At 40.0% G+C, this 14,972-nt stretch carries 17 protein-coding genes; 2 read left to right on the top strand and 15 right to left on the bottom strand.

Annotation, left to right across the window (positions count from 1 at the left end):
- The first annotated feature begins 39 nt into the window (after positions 1 to 39).
- The gene (locus AN213_RS02210; RefSeq protein ID WP_055197144.1) at positions 40 to 2,010 is read left to right on the top strand and encodes a response regulator; all 1,971 of its coding nucleotides are present in this window, start codon (positions 40 to 42) and stop codon (positions 2,008 to 2,010) included.
- Positions 2,011 to 2,048: 38 nt separating this feature from the next.
- On the opposite strand, the gene AN213_RS02205 is transcribed toward AN213_RS02210, so the two are convergent.
- The 5 genes from AN213_RS02205 to AN213_RS02185 are packed head-to-tail and all read right to left on the bottom strand — an operon-like array spanning position 2,049 to position 7,582.
- Positions 2,049 to 3,371 (bottom strand): Na+/H+ antiporter family protein, encoded by a 1,323-nt coding sequence (locus AN213_RS02205; protein ID WP_055197142.1) that lies wholly within the window; start codon positions 3,369 to 3,371, stop codon positions 2,049 to 2,051.
- An 8-nt stretch (positions 3,372 to 3,379) separates the two neighbouring features.
- Positions 3,380 to 5,320: a DUF3488 and transglutaminase-like domain-containing protein gene (locus AN213_RS02200; RefSeq protein WP_055197140.1), complete on the bottom strand. Its 1,941-nt coding sequence runs from the start codon at positions 5,318 to 5,320 to the stop codon at positions 3,380 to 3,382.
- Positions 5,321 to 5,322: 2 nt separating this feature from the next.
- Positions 5,323 to 6,282, bottom strand: coding sequence for a DUF58 domain-containing protein (locus tag AN213_RS02195; protein ID WP_055197139.1), 960 nt, complete (start codon positions 6,280 to 6,282; stop codon positions 5,323 to 5,325).
- A gap of 3 nt (positions 6,283 to 6,285) precedes the next feature.
- Entirely contained in the window at positions 6,286 to 7,179 is an 894-nt protein-coding gene (locus AN213_RS02190; protein WP_054561477.1) for a MoxR family ATPase, read from the bottom strand.
- A gap of 7 nt (positions 7,180 to 7,186) precedes the next feature.
- On the bottom strand, positions 7,187 to 7,582 hold the full coding sequence (locus AN213_RS02185) for a response regulator (protein ID WP_054561476.1): 396 nt from the start codon (positions 7,580 to 7,582) through the stop codon (positions 7,187 to 7,189).
- Positions 7,583 to 7,993: 411 nt separating this feature from the next.
- Here AN213_RS02185 and AN213_RS02180 point away from each other — a divergent pair, with 411 nt between their 5' ends.
- Positions 7,994 to 8,467 (top strand): DUF3653 domain-containing protein, encoded by a 474-nt coding sequence (locus AN213_RS02180; protein WP_055197137.1) that lies wholly within the window; start codon positions 7,994 to 7,996, stop codon positions 8,465 to 8,467.
- Between the two features lie 11 nt (positions 8,468 to 8,478).
- On the opposite strand, the gene AN213_RS02175 is transcribed toward AN213_RS02180, so the two are convergent.
- From AN213_RS02175 to AN213_RS02135, 10 genes are all read right to left on the bottom strand, one after another.
- The gene (locus AN213_RS02175; protein ID WP_055197135.1) at positions 8,479 to 9,450 is read right to left on the bottom strand and encodes a hypothetical protein; all 972 of its coding nucleotides are present in this window, start codon (positions 9,448 to 9,450) and stop codon (positions 8,479 to 8,481) included.
- Between the two features lie 41 nt (positions 9,451 to 9,491).
- On the bottom strand, positions 9,492 to 9,647 hold the full coding sequence (locus AN213_RS20245; protein ID WP_173637070.1) for a hypothetical protein: 156 nt from the start codon (positions 9,645 to 9,647) through the stop codon (positions 9,492 to 9,494).
- Complete coding sequence (locus AN213_RS20210) at positions 9,644 to 9,805, bottom strand: hypothetical protein (RefSeq protein ID WP_160318713.1); 162 nt, start codon at positions 9,803 to 9,805, stop codon at positions 9,644 to 9,646. Before AN213_RS20210 ends, AN213_RS20245 begins: the two co-directional genes overlap by 4 nt.
- A 3-nt stretch (positions 9,806 to 9,808) precedes the next feature.
- Positions 9,809 to 10,201 (bottom strand): hypothetical protein, encoded by a 393-nt coding sequence (locus AN213_RS02170; protein WP_055197133.1) that lies wholly within the window; start codon positions 10,199 to 10,201, stop codon positions 9,809 to 9,811.
- Entirely contained in the window at positions 10,194 to 10,673 is a 480-nt protein-coding gene (locus AN213_RS02165) for a virion protein (protein ID WP_055197131.1), read from the bottom strand. Before AN213_RS02165 ends, AN213_RS02170 begins: the two co-directional genes overlap by 8 nt.
- Positions 10,673 to 12,169, bottom strand: a complete 1,497-nt coding sequence (locus tag AN213_RS02160; RefSeq protein WP_055197129.1) for a hypothetical protein — start codon at positions 12,167 to 12,169, stop codon at positions 10,673 to 10,675. The genes AN213_RS02165 and AN213_RS02160 overlap by 1 nt, the downstream gene beginning before the upstream one ends.
- The gene (locus AN213_RS02155; RefSeq protein ID WP_150114694.1) at positions 12,169 to 13,122 is read right to left on the bottom strand and encodes a hypothetical protein; all 954 of its coding nucleotides are present in this window, start codon (positions 13,120 to 13,122) and stop codon (positions 12,169 to 12,171) included. Before AN213_RS02155 ends, AN213_RS02160 begins: the two co-directional genes overlap by 1 nt.
- Positions 13,123 to 13,473: 351 nt before the next feature.
- Positions 13,474 to 13,653, bottom strand: a complete 180-nt coding sequence (locus AN213_RS02145) for a hypothetical protein (protein WP_055197123.1) — start codon at positions 13,651 to 13,653, stop codon at positions 13,474 to 13,476.
- Positions 13,654 to 13,762: 109 nt separating this feature from the next.
- Positions 13,763 to 14,143, bottom strand: a complete 381-nt coding sequence (locus AN213_RS02140) for a hypothetical protein (protein WP_055197121.1) — start codon at positions 14,141 to 14,143, stop codon at positions 13,763 to 13,765.
- 9 nt (positions 14,144 to 14,152) lie between these two features.
- Positions 14,153 to 14,962: a major capsid protein P2 gene (locus tag AN213_RS02135; RefSeq protein WP_055197119.1), complete on the bottom strand. Its 810-nt coding sequence runs from the start codon at positions 14,960 to 14,962 to the stop codon at positions 14,153 to 14,155.
- Positions 14,963 to 14,972 lie beyond the last annotated feature (10 nt).

Here is a 14,972-nt window from a genome sequence, read left to right as displayed (position 1 = left end):
TATTTGCAATATGCGATGCAATATTAACTAGGAATGGCAATGGCAGAGTTAAACTTAGAGCAATTACAACTTGAGCTAACGGCATTTCATGGCATAAACGATAGCCGTGCATTAAAAGCTCAACTTGAAAAAGTACTTCTGCCATATTTTTCGTTTAAAGAGTTTTGCTTAATAAACTTCGAAGATTCAAAAGCATCCCTCGAAATGCGTACTATTAAGTACATTGAATTTGACGAAACAATATTAAAGTCAAAGATACAACAAGCGCAGTCACAGTGGTTATTTAATGAAGATAACTCACTGTTTTATAGTAATGAGTTCGTAAATAACCTAATTTTTCATGTTGATATCTCTGAACACACAACGCAGTGCTTGGTCTTTTTCGATATAAAAGAGCAGGCTAGTTTTAATGATAAATCACAAACCGCAATCAAGATCTTATTACAGCAAGTAGCGGTTCAATTAGCTGCGCAAACAAGGCTTAACCGGCAAAAGTTTCACTCAACCTCTTTACTAACAAGACTAGGCGAGTTATCTGAGTTATTTAGAGACTTTGCCAGCGAATGGTTTTGGCGTACTAATAAAGATGAGCACTTTATTAATGTTTTAACTACCGCCAGCCACAGTAACTTATACAAACGTCATTTTTTACATAAAAATTTTGATGCCATCATCACTGAGCAGGAACAAAATCAGTTAAAAAAGTGGTCGCACTTTAAACACTTGCTGGCAGAGCATGCCGAGTTTTTAGATTTTGAATTTGAAGTTAATTCGTCGCCTCCGGCCTGGGTCTCTTTAAGTGGTAAGCCACAATTTGATTCAAGCGGGAAATTTCGCGGCTATTTAGGTATTGCCAAAGATATCACTGTCAATAAAGACCGCGAGCAAGCACTACAATTAGCAAAAGAAAAAGCAGAAGAAGCAAACCAAGCAAAGTCTCAGTTTTTAACTGTGATGTCTCATGAGATCAGAACACCTATGAACGCCATTGTAGGCATGTTGGAGTTGTTAGCCGATTCAGAACTTAATGACAAGCAAACACGTTGGCTCGATTACGCAAACTCAAGCGCTGATTTATTACTTGATTTGATCAGTGATGTACTGGATTTTTCAAAAATTGAAAGTGGCTCGATGGAGCTTGATGTTAAAGCAACAGATATAAATGCGCTGGTTAAAAATATTACTGCACAGTTTCAAGAAACCACTCAAGGCTCTAATGTATTATTTACCACAGAGATAAGCGATGGCTTACCCAACAAAATTAATATTGATGGGGTTCGGGTCGGGCAAATTCTGTTTAATATTTTAGATAATGCCTTCAAGTTTACCAAAGTAGGCACCGTCAATTTCAGAGCAGATTTTAATGATACCCATTTGTTATTTGAAATTGCAGATACTGGACAGGGGATCTCTCAATCTCAAATAGCCAGTATTTACGATGCCTTTAAACAGCATGACTATGGTGTTAATCGACAAGTAGAAGGGATTGGGCTTGGGCTTAGCATTACCAAAAGCCTTGTTGATTTAATGAAAGGCGAGATTAGAGTAGCTAGTGCAATCAATATTGGTACTAAATTTAATATTTACATACCATACTCTATCGTCGCCGATGATCAGCAATCAATAGAGCATGAACAAACTCTTGAGCCCATGGCTATTCTTGTTACTGAAGATAACAAAACCAACCAAGTGCTAATCAAAACCTTTTTAGAAAAGCTCAATCACCATGTCACCCTTGCAGATAATGGCCAACAAGCAATCGATAAAGTACAACAGCAAAACTTCGATTTGGTTTTAATGGATATGATGATGCCAGTGATGGATGGTATTACAGCAACTAAATACATGCGTGAAGAATTAAAAATGACTTTACCCATTGTCGCCTTAACAGCCAATGCATCTCATCAAGATAAAGCCACTTGCTTAGAAGCAGGAATGAACAAAGTGCTGACAAAACCCATTCGCTTTCATGATCTAAACCGCGCACTGCGTATTTTGTTTAGCCAATAAAAAAGCCCCAAATGGGGCTTTTAAAATGAAACTCGACTTTACAACACCATTGCCGCAACCCAGCCAGCAACAAGTAGCGGGATATTAAAATGGATGAAAGTAGGTACTACTGAATCCCAAATATGGTCGTGTTGACCATCTGCATTTAGGCCAGATGTTGGGCCAAGTGTTGAGTCGGAGGCAGGGGAGCCTGCATCACCTAGTGCTCCAGCAGTGCCAACCAGTGCTGCAGTAGCCATAACAGAAAAGTTTAATTCCATACAAAGTGGTACAAACAAGGTGGCTATAATTGGCACCGTCGAAAACGAGCTACCAATGCCCATGGTGATTAATAGCCCAACGAGTAAAATTAACGCAGCGGCAAGGGGCTTGTTACCTTCAATCATTCCTGCAGCAGAGCTAACTAATGAAGCTACATCACCCGTTGCTTTCATCACCGAAGCAAAGCCTTGCGCCGAAATCATAATAAAGCCAATCATCGCCATCATAGCAATGCCTTTGCTAAATACATCGCCGTTTTGCTCAAGCTTTACAACACCAAATAAGGTAAATATAGCTACCCCAACAAGACCACCTAGGATCATAGAGCCGCTAATATTTTGTGCCACTAATGAACAAAGTACGGCGGTAATTCCCACTGCTAACACCTTTTTAGGCTGCTCAATGACAACCTCTTGCTGTTGCTCTGTTAGGCTGTGAGACTCGTAACTACGGCGTTTTCGATAAGATATAAACACCGCAACCAATAAACCAAATGACATCCCAATGGCTGGAATGATCATTGCCATCGGCACTTGAGTATTAACAATCTCTAGGCCATTTTCAGTGAGGTTCTTGTGTAGTATCGAGTATAAGTAAATGCCACCAAAACCATAAGGTAGCACCATGTAAGAGGTGGCTAAGCCGAAGGTTAAGATACAGGCAATGGCACGTCTATCAAGGCGTAACTTGTTAAACACCACTAGTAGAGGTGGAATTAGAATTGGGATAAAAGCTATATGTACGGGTATCAAATTTTGCGACGAGATCGCACACAGCAAAATAATACTCAATATAAGATAACTAAGCGTCGTTTCGCCTTTGTGGCTATTCTCGTTTACTTGCTTTAGTAACTTAGACGCTAAAATACGTGTTAAACCTGACTTAGAAATAGCCACCGCAAATGCACCTAACATCGCATAGCTAAGTGCTATTTCAGCGCCGCCCGATAAGCCATCATTAAATGCATTAACGGTTTGTGATAAACCAAGGCCTGCGGTCAAACCCGCAATAATTGCGCTTACCGTCATCGCCACAATGACATTAATTCGACAAAGTGTCAGGATCAGCATCAACATAACGCCGACAATTACTGCATTCATATTGTTCTCTATTTGGCTGTTTTGAGAGAGTTTAACAGAACTCGTACGCGGTTTTTGCGATTTTGGTTATATGATTGCTGTTGGTAACGTACTTCGATGATTATTTGCTCAAACTCACTTAAATATGCCTCTGTTCTAGGCTTTTGCTGTTTAATTAAAGCAATATTTTGTAGTGGCGTGTTGGTATCAACTGGCTCAATGCCTTGCTTTTTTGCCCACAGGTAAAACTTAGTGATGTCATCAACAAGCGGCTCTCTACTTCGAATAGGGCGTTTGTTATATAAGAAATAGCCAGTAAAGCTCAGTAATAATGTACCTAACACAATTAAAGGCGTTAGCCATGCTGACTTATTTCCAAACAGTGAATCAAATAAATTTTGTTGTGATTCTTGGTCAAACGTAAGCACCCAGTTAGTCCATTTATAGTCGAGCTCTTCAAGATGAATTCTAAGCCAGTTTATTGCTTTAAAATGACTCCAGCGCTTTAGACCAAAGTTAAGATTGTCGTTAAAGCTTTCGTTTAAATCACCCAGTTGTGATAACGAACCGTTTAAACGCTCAGGAGCAACAACAGCGGTAGCATCAAATATGTGCCACTTTTCATCAAAGAACACTTCGACCCATGCATGGGCATCGTATTGATAAATGTTAAGCGTAGCAGCTTTAGTTTGTTCTCCACCTAAATAACCCGACACAACACGGGCAGGGTAACCGGCAACACGAAACATAAATGCAGCGGTGCTGGCATAGTGACCACAAAAGCCACGTTTGGTATCAAACATAAACTGGTCTAGCGTATTATCACCATACATTGGTGTAGGCGTTAAAGTATAAGCAAACTGCTGCTGATTAAAGTAATCAAGTAGCGCGTTAAAGTAAGCTTGCGCATTTTCATGATCAGCAGCCAGCTGGTTTGCAAGTGCCTTTGTTTGTGGATTAGTTGTTTTCGGTAAGCGGGTATATAAGCGTTTTTCAAAGTCATTTAGACTCAGCATAGCCTCACTACTGGTTACCGCGTATTTAATGTTTTTGTTTAAGTTACCTTTGCGCTTTAACAAACCATTGTAGGTTGAGTGCACATCAGAATTAGCACTTTGCGCAAAGCCAAGTGCAAAAAGCCAATTAGAAGATGAGGGCTCTGCAATAACCTGATAATTAATGCTATTACTTTGAGTAATTGTACTGCGAATTGGGTTAAATTGTTGAGACTTCAAAATGTCCGATATTAGCCATTCACTACCATTAAACTCATCATGAATAAGGCTGCGCCAGTAATAGGGGGCTTGTAAGGTTTGCCCTGGCTGTTGTTCTACCCGAAAAACCAAGTCATCAGATTCCGCTAATTTCGCAATAGAAAAGGGGTTAACTTGCTCTGATAAACCCGTTTTAGCGAGCTTTGGCCCCGGTAGCTGCCAAAACGCAGGAATTTTAGGTAAAAATAAAATCAAAAACGCCGCTATGGGTAAGGCTAGTAGTATGGTTTTAAAACTTTGTTTGTTAGCGGCCTTAAAGCTTTGCGGGCTAGTTAAATAGCCAAGTACCGCGAAGTTAACAATATAAAGTACACTGACTACCAAGGTTTCAAATAACCCTTGATGAAACAAATACACGGTTGAAAGGTTAAAAAATACTAGTAAACAAACGGTTTGATACTGTTTAACGGTTTTCGCTTGTAGCAATTTAAAGCTGCTAGCAAGTAGCATCATGGATACAAATAACTTGACCGTATCGCCCACGCCAACCAGAACAAATAAGGCAACTAAGCAAACCGAAGCCAAAATATTCGCCACCAATCCATTTAGTTTTTTATAAAACTTACCTAAAAATAGGTTTAAAAAGCTAAGGCCAGCCAATATGGCTAAGAATGGAGTAGGTACTTCAGTAAATAAAAAGCCACTGGTAACAATAAACAGCAGTGATAAAACGGTATTTATAAGCGGTGTATTCATAATTAAAACTCCGCTAATGCTTGCAAGCAGGCTTTTTGATGGTTGATCCCTTGGCCTTTCGCAATGTATTTATTGGTTAAGGTTAACGAAAACGCCATTTGTTGGCCGGTTAGTTGATTAACCAAAAAACATAACTGGCTTAATCTATGCTCATTATTGCCACTCAACATATTGAAATTAAGTGCTAATTCCTGTGATGCGTCACTGGTAAATTCTTTCGTTAATAGCTGCTGAGTTTTAGCGTAGTGTTTCCACGATACCTTATTAAGCGCTGTTCCTTGCACAAAAGGGGTAAGCTGATAAAAGTCATCATTACCGGCTTTAACTTGTGCGTTATCGCCATCGTGTTCGTCATTGTCATGGAGCTGAGTATCAAGCTTTTCAGTGGCGATAGGTTGTGGGTAAACATAAACCGTTTCGGTTGGCTCTATATAACTCCACACAGACACCAAACCAAATGGAAAGTGGCTAATGATTTTTATTCTATTAAAACCATATGCACCACGTTCACTGCATTTTAGCGCTATTTCAACGGTCTTTTTCTCTTTACTTTGTAGTGATACAGTTTCAGATTCAAGGTTGTCATTAATCAGTTTTATAAGTTCACAGTATGATTGTGCTTGAATTTGAAAACGCGCAATAGGGGCTTTTGGCGCATAACTTTCGTTTACTGACTGGTATTTAACCGACAAACCTCTCACATTTTTATAGCCGGTGAGTATCGCAAACACCAAAACAACCACCATTAAATACGCCATGGCTAAAATCAGGTTGTTTTGATAGTTAATGCCCATTACAAAGTTTAGTAAGGCAATTAGTAAAAACTGCCCACCAAGTTTTGAGGGTAATACATAAATCGTTTTATGTTGAAGCTCAATTTCGTTGATTTTATGCTTGTTTTTTAATAACTTATTAAAAAAAGACTGACGAAATTGATCGATAAAAGCAGGGCGCTTAAACATGTTTTATAAGCTTACAGGCACATGTTTAAGTGCATAGCCGCTGTCACCAGCGTTTAATCCAAGCCTGTGATCAGTCACACTAGGAAAAACAGCTTGTACATCTTCAGGCATTACAAAATCACGACCTTCAATATACGCCCATGACTTTGCAGCTCGGGCAAGCGCAATGCTGGCTCTTGGTGATAATGGGTTTACAAAATGGTTATCTTGGCGAGTAAACGCAACTAGCTCAAGGATATAATCAACCACCGAGTTGCTTATCGTTACTTTATTAATTTCTTTTTGAATAACAGCAAGTTGCTCAGGATTAATGCGCACAGGTAAGTCGTCATAATTTCGATTGTTTAAGCCTAAAATGAGGTTTTTCTCAGCGTGTTTATCAGGAAAACCTAAACTAATACGCATGAAAAAGCGGTCTAATTGTGACTCTGGTAACGGGTAAGTGCCAGATTGATGCACAGGATTTTGCGTAGCAATCACAAAAAATGGCGATGGTAGGGCGTGTTTAACCGAATCTACCGTCACTTGTTTTTCTTCCATAGCTTCTAATAGCGCACTTTGTGTTTTAGGGCCGGCACGATTAATTTCATCACCTAAAACAACTTGGCTAAATACTGGGCCTTGATGAAATGAAAAACTATGTTCTTTAGCATCAAAAATGTTTGTACCAAGAATGTCAGAAGGTAATAAATCGCTAGTGAATTGAATGCGTTGATATGACAAGCCAAGAACTGCGGCAAGTGCATGAGATAAAGTGGTTTTTCCCATGCCTGGTAAATCTTCAATTAACAGGTGGCCTTCACTAAATAAACACGTAAGGGCGAGTTTGATTTGTTGTTGTTTACCAAAAATAACCGTTGATAAGTCATCTATAATGAGTTGGATTGTCGAATTCATAAACTACTTAGTTTGTTATGGTTTCCATCAATTCTAGACGTTTCATAACAGAGTCGACTTTTTTTGCGTTGAATGGTTTAGCGATAAAACCTTTAGCACCTAATTCCCAGGTGTTTTGCACATTCTCAAGACTATTATGGCCAGAGCACATAACAACATGAGTATGAGGATGGCGGTCATTTAAGTATTCAAGAATATCCGTACCGTCAGTATTAGGTAGTTCAATATCAAGAAAGATAACGTTAGGCGACTTTTCTTCAATAACGGTTTTAGCTGATTCAAAATCTCGACTTTCTAAAATATCGTCAAAACCAAGACCAGTTAAAATTTGATTTAGATAGTCGCGGATATCTTGCATATCATCGATTATCAAAATAGGTTCTAACGGCTTCACAAATTCCATATCGTTTACATCTTATCGTTACATCTCAAGTTGATAGTTTTAATATAAGTCATGAGATAACTAAGCTCAAGAAACAAGCACTAATAAAATGAATAATATGATAAAACACCACATAAATGTCCGATACCGTCTAGTATTGGACTTAACATGCGCAGAGAATAGGTATAGCTATGTAGAGACAGTTCACTTCCTATAATTTATATTATGTTAAATCGTATTATTCCCGTCATTTTGTCGCCAATTCCCCGTTCAATGTTAAAATCGTTTGTACCCGTTATTTTCATAAGTTTTCCACTTTTGGCTATCAATCAACTAATTTGATTGAAACCCTATTTAGCAATCTAAAAAAATCATCGTTAATTTTTCCGCGCAGGCATCGCCTACACACATTCGTCAAGGATTAAGGAAATAATGACTAATTTTAAGCAATTACTTTTTAGAGCTGGTTTTATGAGTTTCGGGCGATTAGACCGCCGCGCCGCAATGGAATTTTTATCTATAAATACGGAACGCACTCTTGAACGTTGGATTGCAAATGACAACCCATGCCCAAGGGCTGTTAAATTGCTACAGCAACGAATCGACGGCGCTGTGTCTAATCATAAATCGTGGGATGGTTTTTATATTTGTCGTGATGGTTATCTTTGGACACCACACGGTAAGCGTTATGACTCTAATTTCATCAACAAGATTGAGTTTTTACAACGCTCTGTTCGTTATAACGAAAGCCATGTAGATGCCCTACTAGCTCAGATTGAACACCTTTATGATTTAGTTGAAGCCAGTGAAACGCTAAAAATCATTGGTAATGACCTAATCAAAATGAGTGATCAGCTTGCTCTAAAAGATATTGTGTTAAAGTATGGAGATAAGAAAACAGCATAAAATAAGGCCGCTTATGTGCGGCCTACAAACTCAGGATTACAATATATGACGATTGTGTCGATATTAAAGTGGTCATATATTGCTCTTGATTTATATACAAACCTTTCATCACCAGAAAAACAAATATCACAATAACTAGCCCAAATTAAATGGAAACTATCACTATTTGCTGCTTCATATTTAGCATTCTTGTGTAGTTGTTTCTCTCCCCAATAGCCAACATTTCCGAGAGCTATATATGCAGACAGCAACATAACCCAATAGTCAGATTGATTGCGCTTTTCTAAAACACCTAGAATTAAGTCAAGATCAATATACTTTTCATCATCTACTTCCTCTTGTAAATCATTAAAGTGTTTTAAAATACGGGTTATTACAGGTCTCTTAAAATCTCTTATAGTTGATTGGCTGACTTCATTTTTAAAAAGTGCTATTAGGCTTTTAATACCAGACTTTTCTGTAAGGTGTTTCTGCTCTTCTTCGTGAATCCTTTCACATATAATCTTAAAATCACTTTTGAACTTGCTAAATGTTTTCTCATAATAGATAGGGTCAGAAAACTCTTCGTCTTCATCTAACATATTTTGAAAGTCTTTTATCAATTTTGGAACTAAATCAGCTTCCTCTTCTTTATTAATTGACCCGTTTAATCTTTTCAGTAAAAACTCAGCAAAGTTAATAGAATCATCAAAAGTACCATTAGCATTTTCATATTCATAAGCGCTCAAGGCGGAAACGTCATCGCGAATATTTGGTTGCAGTAGATCGTCATCAATGAAACCAGAAATTAGATGAGCATTTAACTCATCTAATAAATTAAGATATTCATTTTTATGTTCATCCTTACATCTATGTATCTCTTTCAAAGTTTCTATTGAATACAAAACTTGAAAGTTAGATGTTTCTAATGTTCTTTTAATTTTATTCGGGTCATTCTTTACCATTTGAGAAAGAATATTTTGATCTAAATAAGCTTTTTTCATTAAAACCTTCCTTGCATGTGCTTTAAAATACTTTAACACAGTTAATCTAATGCATCCTTCAAAGCGCGAACTATTTCGTCATCAAGTTTGTTTTCTGATTTACTTGCTAAATGGCTTGCTGTAGCCAAACAGACACGCTTTATAAATGCTTCGGTTAGCAATTTGGCTGCTAAATATTTACCTAATGTAGCTATCATAATTTATCCTGTAGTTTCGTAATATCTTCACCGTGTTTTTTAATTACCTGTTTTATCCAAGTAATGTCTGTTTTCACTGCTGCAACGGTGGCGAACGCGCCACCAATTTGTACTATTACAATGAAAAGTAAGTTAATTGAGTTTGCATCGACTGTCATGCCCTACCCCTTAGCCGCTATCGTTATGGTTTCAGCATCAACTAAACCATCAATTAAAACGCGGTATTGAGGTTTTAGTCGCAAATCAGCGTCAAAGATTTCGTTTAAATAGTCCTCATGGTCATCATGAGTGAGTGACATAGCTTTCAACCACTGCATATCAACGACTTTATAGGTGTAATCAAGCTTTGACGGGTCAAGATAAAACCCCGCGTTTGGGTAGCGAATATAATTACTCCCATTAACTGCGAACTGGATTTCAGCCAGTATTTTACTGATAGGCCGCGTTACTGGCTCAATAACTTCACGACCACGTAAAACGATTTGTGAATACGCATAGTAACCACCAAGTAATAACAAAATTGTTGACCAGTTACGGTCTAAGAACTTAGCCATAAAACCCCCACTCAAAGCCCTTTGAAATTTCATCCATTGAATACGGGTTCTGTCCGTTTTCCATTTGAACCATTGCAGAAATGACAGACGGATAAGCGCTATCAGCCAAAACAGCATCGCGCGGGATACCAGTTTCATCAGCAACAAAATTTATGTAACTTTCCGTGTGATTTTCATGTTCGCCATGGTCATTCAATGGCGGTGCCCATTCCGTGATAATACTTTCAATAGTACGGACACCACGGCGGGCTTTAGTGCGCATAATGCGCCCCGCAGCCCTGAACCCGTACAATGCAGTTTCAAAAATAACAAAGCGCCCATCATCACCAACTTGACCAACCCAGTTTTCACGAGCTTCGATGTTTAACGGGTTATTGTTTCGGATGCCTTTAGGCTTAAGCGCAGCACTAGACGGGATAAATAAAACCCCCGCCAGCGCAGCAAACATCAAAGGTAATTTAAAGCTTTTCATTAGTACGATTCCTTGTAAGCACGGAAAATCGCACGAGGCTCAGACGTATCAACATCAAGGCCAATTACAAGCGCGTTACGGTTGGTTCTATCGTTAACAGAAAACACATAGAGCTTATTATCAAGTTCCATAATGCTTGCAAGTTCACTGATATTAACGTCATTGTTGAATGAAGAAATTTTTACCATAGCTTCATCACGGAAAGACGAATACACGCCGTTAACGTTATAGCCAACGCTTAAATTATCTTTAAAGTAAGTAACATCGTACTGATTGCCGTCACTGAAAAAATCAGTAGATGACATCGCACCGTATTCAGTGTGAATAAATACGCTTGAACAAATTGGCGCTGCAATCGGCTTCGCAGTAAACGCAGCCCAAACGCCACTCATAAAACTAGGGTCGGTATTCAACACACCTTCAATTTCACCCAGTAACACAAAGTCAGTTAAGGCCGTAGTACCTCTGTAAACGTTGTTACCTTCAATAACCCAAACAAAGCCTGTTTCTTGGTCAATAAAAATTTTATCAAGTTTTAGCGGTTGGCCTGCCTTGATATTGGTGTCTACTTCGGTGAAATTATCAGTCGGGAAACTTGCATCAAACGTGTAAATTTTGGCGCGGTTAGCCCCTTCAACACCATCACCACCAACCACATAAACCGTACCTTTGTATTCATCACAACCAAGCGCATAAAACGAAATTGGCGTTTGTTGCGGGATGAATTGAATCTTACCGCCTGCAATGCGGCAGAAGTGCGTTTGATGTTCGGTTATACCTTCATGGCCTACAGCAAAAATCTCACCGTTAACGTCAAACATGCGCCCAACTAAATTAATTGAAGGACCTTTGTAAATTGAAGTGTATTCACCTGTTTTAACGTCAAAAATTTGCGTTCCCGTATTGCCATCAAAATAAACCATGTGGTCATTGATTTTACGAATGGTGTGCTGGTCATAATGAACAGGTTGGTCAATGATGTTCATATCATCCGTGTTTAGAATTTTAGCGGGCGCTTGGTCAATGTATGCGCTTAATGGCGCGGCGCTGTCATGAATATATTTTTCATTTGCCGCCATTGGAATACCATTTTCTTTGTTAACACCTTCACCACCTAACCACCAAGGCTGGTCACATACAACTGTTACGCGCGATTGCGCCGTATCATAACCAATGATTTGTTGTCCGTGTCCGTAGTGCTCAGCCAAAAATGACGCTGCACGGCTGGCTTTAGTGCTTAATGCGTCATAGCTTAATTTGTGCTGTGATGCCCAAAGCTCTAATTTTTGGTCAATCTCAGAGGTAATAACAAGAAGGTCAAACGGTTTGCCTGTTTGAACATCAAAGCCCGCGCGGGCATCAGTTTCTAAAACTGGTTGCCCTTGCAAGGTTGCTTTAATACGGAATTTACCTTCACAGTTCATCACCTTGATGCAGTTACCAAGCGTATTAATCTCTGTGACTTCATTTGGTTTTAAAAATTTAGTAATGAACATTATTTACCACGCCCCATAATTAAAGCTAATGCCGTAACAGCACCAAGGCCAACGACAATATAAATCATTGTTTTGTTCGTACTGATAGCCAATTGTTGACCATCAGAACGCATCGAATTTTCAGCAAATTGCAGCGCTTGCTTGTGAGCAAGTATTGTTTGGTCGCCTGCATCGCTATAAGCGGCGCTTACTTCCTGAACTGCCCCTGCTGCAAGGTCTGACGCTAAATTGCTGTTGTTTTCAATTGAGTAATACGCGAGGTCAGCCATACCCTTATTCGCGTTGCTGATTGCGTCTGTGGTGGTTAATAACGCATTGTTAGCAAAGGCCGTATTGTTGCCGTGCATCGTTTCCGCCATTTCCATAACACCACGCGCTAAATCAGCGTTTTCAGTCATCGACTTTTCAGCTAGATAGTTTTGCGCATTAATGCTGTCAGCGGCTAAATTGCCCGTTGTCGCCATTGCATCACGGCTAAGGCTCATTGCATCGTCGGTCACATTGCCTACTAATGAATAAGCGCGTTCTTGAGAACGTCCTGCAACGTCAAGCGCATCACGACCAAAATCAAACGATGAGTTTTGCGCATTTGTGCCGAACTGGATAACGTCACCTAATGCGTCACCCACAGCCCCCATAGAGGTCGCAGCAAAATCAAGTGAATCGCTGTTAATGTCTCTGGCATAATCAAAGGCGTTGCCTGTTACCGTTTCGGTCATACGAGCGTTTTCAACCGCCATATCACCCGTTAACGTCATCATTTGGCTCTGATTGCCTGCCATATCACCCCAAATAGACACAAGGCCATCAACTAGCCCTCCGTCCGTTGTTGTGATGTTGTATGAATTGCCGTTGCCGACAGTCATATATCCCGTATTATCCCCCTGAACACCAAGCGAAGTGCTTGAACTGTTGGTTGATTGGGAGCTTCTAGATTTAGAACTTGTGCTCATGCACCACCATCCCAAAAACTCGACACCCATTAGGGTCGGTTTCTAAATATTTAAAATTACAATGCTTCAGTAGTCGCGCTAAAGCTGGGCGTTTGGTGTGAAAATAGATGTTTCTGATATGAAGTCGGCGCGCTAATTCAATAATAATATGGCTTGCCTGTTTAATGTTTTGGCCTTGAGCGCATACGACAACTAGACCATCACTATCAATTCTAAGCACAAAGTAAGTGCCGAATATGCACACAAAACGCGAGCGCCCCGACTGAATCTCAGACTTGATACATGCAAAGTCATCGGGCGTACCGATAGCCCGATTGACTTTGTGTAACTCGCTTGAGTCGCAAAAACGCATTATTTTTTGAACAAAAACAAAGCTAGAATGGCAATACCGCCAATAATCAAAAGCTGATTATTGTTACTGCTTCCAAAGTTAATTGAACCACCTTGAAAGCCGATATTAGCCGCTTGGTCGCCTGTACCTGAACTTGCAGACTGCTGGTTTGAATAACCACCGCCAGCCATGCCGCCCATTACTTAGCCGCCTTGTTTTTATTGATGTACCCTTTGATTAATTCTGCCGTGACAGTGCCGACAGCACTTACCAAAACACCAATTGCAAAGGCTTTGATTGATTTGCTGCTCATGACTTAGCTACCTTCAATACAAGACCTAAAACAAGTAAACCACCAAAGGCCATAATTACTTGTTTCTGTGGGAATCCAAAAACCATTGGTTCAGCGGGTTGCTGTACCGTTGTTGTTTTCGGGGCGTCTACAAGAACAGCCGCGCCGTTCTCAAGCTCAGTAACGTTTTGTTGCTCTTGACGAGCTACGCCAGCCGAGTTTTTTGCGGCTTGAATAGTCTCGTATTGGGCGTAGATGTTCATTGCATTACCAAGGGCAGAATTTACAAACCCGCCAAAGTTGCCCCACGCGCTTTGCGTGGGAGCACCTTCTGGGAGTATTGCTTGTGTATTACGATTTATTGCGGTTGCAGCCGCACCACCATAACCAAAAGACATACAACCCCCTTAGAACGAGCTTTGAGCGTAGTTATCGAAGTAGTGAACAACGATTTCGGCTTGACCTTCAATGTCACAATCAACACGTAAACGCATGTCGTTAATTGCAGGGTCAAGCATTAAACAGCCGAACACATCGCCGTCTAACATCAGGTCGATTGAATGTGTGTTGCTAATAACAATGCGTTCATTCTGTTCAAGAATTGCGTTGTGTAGCGCTTTTGGAATGTGCTCACGCCATTTAACGTTGTTGATTAAGAACTCAGCCGATTTAACGCCAGCTTTCTTGATTTCAATTAACGCAATGTAAGCACCATTAGGGCGCGGGATGTTTTCAACTTCATTCACGCCCGCAGAAAAGTTATAACGGAATGAACGGCGTTTGAATAACCAACCCGGCGCGGTAGATGCAGACTTTTCAGCGTAAGCCTTAATCGCTGGCGCTGCCGCGTTTTCATCAATATCAAACTTGATTTGACATAGTGATAAGCCAGCCGTACCCAGACCAAAGAAACGCTGTTCAACAAGCTGTGGTTGTTTAGAGCTTTTAATCTCAGAACGGGTAAAGTGCATTGTCGCAAAGCCTGCAACTACTTCGCGGTTGTAGTACGTGTTTTCGTTTAGTAGGTCTTGCAAAGTTGCGTATTCAGTCAGAGTGCGACCGTTTAATTCAACTTTAAGGTTTTTGATTTGGGCTGCTGTTACGCCTGTGTATTCAAAATGAACTTTGTCATACGTAAGGTTAACAGGCAGTGTAAGTGAAACTGTACCGCCAGCCGCTACGCCTGTGATTTTATTAAGTGGGGCAATATTGCGCATGTGCTACCCC

Source organism: Pseudoalteromonas sp. P1-8 (genome assembly GCF_001399985.1).
Classification (GTDB): domain Bacteria; phylum Pseudomonadota; class Gammaproteobacteria; order Enterobacterales; family Alteromonadaceae; genus Pseudoalteromonas.
Note: the sequence above shows the minus strand (reverse complement) of the source record. Positions and strands in the feature narration are given on the sequence as shown.

Excerpts from the sequence above, each read along its gene's own strand:
- AN213_RS02210 (WP_055197144.1), top strand. The coding sequence starts at position 40 with ATGGCAGAGTTAAACTTAGAGCAATTACAACTTGAGCTAACGGCATTT.
- AN213_RS02205 (WP_055197142.1), bottom strand. The coding sequence starts at position 3,371 with ATGAATGCAGTAATTGTCGGCGTTATGTTGATGCTGATCCTGACACTT.
- AN213_RS02200 (WP_055197140.1), bottom strand. The coding sequence starts at position 5,320 with ATGAATACACCGCTTATAAATACCGTTTTATCACTGCTGTTTATTGTT.
- AN213_RS02195 (WP_055197139.1), bottom strand. The coding sequence starts at position 6,282 with ATGTTTAAGCGCCCTGCTTTTATCGATCAATTTCGTCAGTCTTTTTTT.
- AN213_RS02190 (WP_054561477.1), bottom strand. The coding sequence starts at position 7,179 with ATGAATTCGACAATCCAACTCATTATAGATGACTTATCAACGGTTATT.
- AN213_RS02185 (WP_054561476.1), bottom strand. The coding sequence starts at position 7,582 with ATGGAATTTGTGAAGCCGTTAGAACCTATTTTGATAATCGATGATATG.
- AN213_RS02180 (WP_055197137.1), top strand. The coding sequence starts at position 7,994 with ATGACTAATTTTAAGCAATTACTTTTTAGAGCTGGTTTTATGAGTTTC.
- AN213_RS02175 (WP_055197135.1), bottom strand. The coding sequence starts at position 9,450 with ATGAAAAAAGCTTATTTAGATCAAAATATTCTTTCTCAAATGGTAAAG.
- AN213_RS20245 (WP_173637070.1), bottom strand. The coding sequence starts at position 9,647 with ATGATAGCTACATTAGGTAAATATTTAGCAGCCAAATTGCTAACCGAA.
- AN213_RS20210 (WP_160318713.1), bottom strand. The coding sequence starts at position 9,805 with ATGACAGTCGATGCAAACTCAATTAACTTACTTTTCATTGTAATAGTA.
- AN213_RS02170 (WP_055197133.1), bottom strand. The coding sequence starts at position 10,201 with ATGGCTAAGTTCTTAGACCGTAACTGGTCAACAATTTTGTTATTACTT.
- AN213_RS02165 (WP_055197131.1), bottom strand. The coding sequence starts at position 10,673 with ATGAAAAGCTTTAAATTACCTTTGATGTTTGCTGCGCTGGCGGGGGTT.
- AN213_RS02160 (WP_055197129.1), bottom strand. The coding sequence starts at position 12,169 with ATGTTCATTACTAAATTTTTAAAACCAAATGAAGTCACAGAGATTAAT.
- AN213_RS02155 (WP_150114694.1), bottom strand. The coding sequence starts at position 13,122 with ATGAGCACAAGTTCTAAATCTAGAAGCTCCCAATCAACCAACAGTTCA.
- AN213_RS02145 (WP_055197123.1), bottom strand. The coding sequence starts at position 13,653 with ATGGGCGGCATGGCTGGCGGTGGTTATTCAAACCAGCAGTCTGCAAGT.
- AN213_RS02140 (WP_055197121.1), bottom strand. The coding sequence starts at position 14,143 with ATGTCTTTTGGTTATGGTGGTGCGGCTGCAACCGCAATAAATCGTAAT.
- AN213_RS02135 (WP_055197119.1), bottom strand. The coding sequence starts at position 14,962 with ATGCGCAATATTGCCCCACTTAATAAAATCACAGGCGTAGCGGCTGGC.